General features: G+C 75.1%; 3 protein-coding genes. 2 read left to right on the top strand and 1 reads right to left on the bottom strand.

The window, feature by feature from the left end; all coding sequences use genetic code 11:
- A partial coding sequence (locus I59_RS03655; protein ID WP_022902711.1) for an AMP-binding protein occupies positions 1-845 on the bottom strand: 845 nt, incomplete at its 3' end.
- Between the two features lie 558 nt (positions 846-1,403).
- Between I59_RS03655 and I59_RS03650 the strand changes: the two genes are divergently transcribed.
- On the top strand, positions 1,404-2,408 hold the full coding sequence (locus tag I59_RS03650; protein WP_022902710.1) for a CpaF family protein: 1,005 nt from the start codon (positions 1,404-1,406) through the stop codon (positions 2,406-2,408).
- On the top strand, positions 2,405-3,490 hold the full coding sequence (locus tag I59_RS03645) for a type II secretion system F family protein (RefSeq protein ID WP_083881934.1): 1,086 nt from the start codon (positions 2,405-2,407) through the stop codon (positions 3,488-3,490). Before I59_RS03650 ends, I59_RS03645 begins: the two co-directional genes overlap by 4 nt.
- Positions 3,491-3,577: the final 87 nt, after the last annotated feature.

Raw genomic sequence — 3,577 nt, 5'->3', positions numbered from 1 at the left:
CGGAGGTGGACGATGCCCTTGGGCTTCCCGGTCGTGCCGGACGTGTAGAGGATGAACAGGGGCGTCTCGGCGGGGAATGCCTGCGCCTCGTGGGTGGCGTCCGCCTTCGCCACCTCGTCGTGCCACCAGAGGTCGCGCTCGTTCCAGGCGATGTCGTTGCCGCCGCGCTTGACGACCAGGACGTGCTCGACGCTGTCGGTGCCCTCGCCCTCGAGCGCCTCGTCGACGGCGGGCTTCAGGGGCGACACGGCGCCGCGCCGCCACCCGCCGTCGGCCGTGACGACGAGCTTCGCCTCGGCGTCCTCGATGCGGGCGCGGAGGCTCTCGGCGCTGAACCCGCCGAAGACGACGGAGTGGATCGCTCCGATCCGGGCGACGGCGAGCATCGTCACGACGGCCTCGGGGATGAGCGGGAGGTACACGACGACCCGGTCGCCCTGCCCGACGCCGAGGTCGGTGAGCATGTTGGCGGCGCGTTGCACGTCGGCCGTCAGCTCCGCGTAGGTGATCCGGCGCGTGTCGCCGGGCGCGCCCTCGAAGTGGATCGCGACCCGGTCGCCGTTGCCCGCGCGCACGTGTCGGTCGAGGCAGTTCTCGGCGACGTTGAGCTCGCCGTCCGCGAACCACTTCGCGAAGGGTGCTCCGGACCAGTCGAGGGTCTGTGTGAACGGCGTCCGCCAGTCGAGGAGGGTGCGCGCCTGGTCGGCCCAGAACGCCTCACGGTCCGTGGCAGCGGCCTCGTGCAGGTCCTCGTGTGCGACGGCGTCGGCGACGAACTCCGGCGACGGCGGGAACGTGGGGCCGTCCTCGTGGTGCGGTGCGGTGTCGGTCGTGGTCGGGGACATCGGTGTCCTTTCGCGTCGTGCTGGTGCTCGCCGGGGCGAGGCGCCGTGGGCAGCAACCGGAGACTACCCCCGACCGGTTGCGGCCGGTCGTCGTGTCGGGGTTGCCGAGCAGGGGTGTTCGTGGGGTACAGTGTTCATCGCCGGACTCGTTTCCGGTGGCGTCGGCCGTGATTCCCCCCAATCCGCCGGTGTCCAGGCGGCACCCGTTCCCCCCAACAGGTGCCGCCTCTTCTTTTCTCCCGGCAGACACCCCGACGGTCGCGCCGGTCGGACAGTGGCGTCCCGGCTCGATCCGCGCGGGTATGCGGATTGGTGGACAGACCGGTCCATGCTCACGCATCGATGTGTTCTCGTCGCCTGCGCGGTCGCCTGACGGACCCCGACCTGGACTCAACGGGCTCGTCGCGTCCCTCGTGAGCCGTGCACGCCCGCCACCGACTGGGGTACGGCTTTCTGCAACGGGGGACAACAGTGTCCGTTGGTGGGGAGGAACCGGCGTTCTGCACCGCAGACCGCGGGCGCTCTTCCGCGTGTCGTCCGGGCCGTAGCGTCCCGGCCATGCATCGACACCGTGCCCCCTCCACGTCGCCGTTCCTCCCGGGTGTCGCTCCACCGCGGGCCGAGCGCCGGATCCGCGCGGAGGAGTTCGAGGAACTCGCCGGGCTCGTGCGGGACGCCTCGGTCACCGACGTACTGGCGGTCGGCGGTCGCGGGACCTGGATCGATCGCGGGGCCGGCCTCGAACGGGCCGACCCCGTCCTCGACGAGCGGCGGGCACGCGAACTCGGAGCAGCGCTCGTCGCCCGCGGCGGCCGACACGTCGACGAGACCACCCCGCTGGCCGACGTCCGGCACGACGACGGGGTCCGAGTGCACGTCGTGCTCGCGCCGGTCGCCGTCACCGGCACCGCGATCTCCGTCCGACTGCCCCGACCCGACCGGCCCACGCTCGCCGGGCTCGACCGGAGCGGGACCTTCGAGCGCGTCCCGCGGCGGGTCGTCGAGCAGGCCGTGGCCGAGCGCCGCAACGTCTTGGTCAGCGGGGCGACCGGGAGCGGCAAGACGACGCTGCTCGCGGCCATGCTGGCGGCCGTGCCGCACGACGAGCGGATCGTCACCGTCGAGGACGTCGCCGAACTCCGTGTCGACCACCCGCACGTGGTCGCGCTCGAGGCGCGGCAGGCGAACGCGGAGGGGCACGGGGCGATCGACCTCGCTCGGCTGCTCCGGGAGGCGCTCCGGATGCGGCCGGACCGGGTGGTCGTGGGGGAGTGCCGTGGGTCGGAGGTCCGCGAGCTCGTCTCCGCGCTCAACACCGGGCACGACGGCGGCGCCGGGACGGTCCACGCCAACGGCCTGCAGGACGTGTCCGCGCGGCTCGAGGCGCTCGGCGCGCTCGCCGGGATGGACCCGGCCGCGCTGGCACGTCAGGCGGTGAGCGCGTTCGACCTCGTGCTGCACGTCGAGCGTCGGCGCGGTGTGCGCCGGCTGGTCGGCGTCGGACGGCCGGTCCTGCGACCGGACGGGAGGCTCGACCTGCGTCCGGTGGACACCCCGCGGTGAGACGCCCTCCCGCTCGACCGCGGCGGTGGGCGGGCGGCGCTGCGCGGTCGGCGGCCGACGGTGCGCGGTCGGCGGCCGACGGTGCGCGCGCGGCGGCTCGCGCTGCGCGGCGGACGGCCACGGACGGTGCTGCGTCGGGTGCGCGGCGGCTTGACCGTGTCGCGACGCTGGTGGCAGCCGGGTTGCCGCCACCGCGGGCGTGGTCCCTCGTCGGCGGCCTGCCGGTGACGGACGACCCCGCGTGGCAGGACGTCGCCGTCGTGCTCCGCGTCGCGGAACGGACGGGAGCGCCGTCGGCCGAGGCGCTGCGAGCCCTCGCGCGGGCTCTCCGACGGTCCGCCGCCTCCGACCGAGCCGTCCGTGTCGCCCTCGCCGGCCCGCGGACGAGCGCACGGGTCGTCCTGGCGCTGCCCGTCCTCGGGCTCGCGCTCGCGTCGACTTGGGGTGCCGGGGCGGTGACGGTGCTCGTGGGTTCCCCGCTCGGCTGGGCGTGCTCGGCGGTGGCGGCCGGCCTCGTCGCGGTCGGCCGGCGTTGGACCGCACGGCTCGTGCGGGCTGCGACACCGGACGGGCACGTCGCCGGCGTGCTGCTGGACGCGTGGGCCGTCGCGGTGTCGGGCGGTGGTTCGTGGACGGACGCCGGAGCCGCCGTCGAGGAGGCGTTCGACGCGGTCGCCCGGAGTGCGGTCGGCGCGGGCGCTGCCGGTAGGGGCGCGGTCGGCAGGGGCGTGGTCGGAAGTGGCGCGGCTGGCGTGGGTGTCGGCGGTGGCGCGGCCTGCCGGGGAGTCGGCGGGTTCCCGGTGCCAGCGGTGTCCACGGACCGGGCAGAGGTCGAGCGCGCACGTCTGGCCGAGGTGCTCGTGCTCGCGCGACGCGCCGGGGTGCCGGCCGCCGCGCTCCTCCGCGCCGCAGCCGAGGACGTCCGTGACGACGCTGCCGGTGCGGCCCTCGCCGCGGCCGAGCGCCTCGCAGTCCGGCTCGTGCTGCCGCTCGGGGTCTGCGTGCTGCCAGCGTTCGTCCTCGTCGGGGTGGTGCCGGTCGTCGTGGGTGTCCTCTCCTCCACCGTGGTGGGCACGCCGTGAACGATCCACAGTCCGGTGCTGACGGCCCAGCGCGGCGGCTCAGGGGGCGAGGCTGGGGCAGGGCCGGAACGACCGGCAAGGGGACGA

The organism is Curtobacterium sp. B8 (genome assembly GCF_000333315.1).
In the GTDB taxonomy this organism is placed as follows: domain Bacteria; phylum Actinomycetota; class Actinomycetes; order Actinomycetales; family Microbacteriaceae; genus Curtobacterium; species Curtobacterium luteum.
This window is presented reverse-complemented; position numbering and strand designations above follow the sequence as displayed.

What these genes read in the sequence shown, in the direction of transcription:
- I59_RS03650 (WP_022902710.1), top strand. Translation starts at nt 1,404, where the DNA reads ATGCATCGACACCGTGCCCCCTCCACGTCGCCGTTCCTCCCGGGTGTC.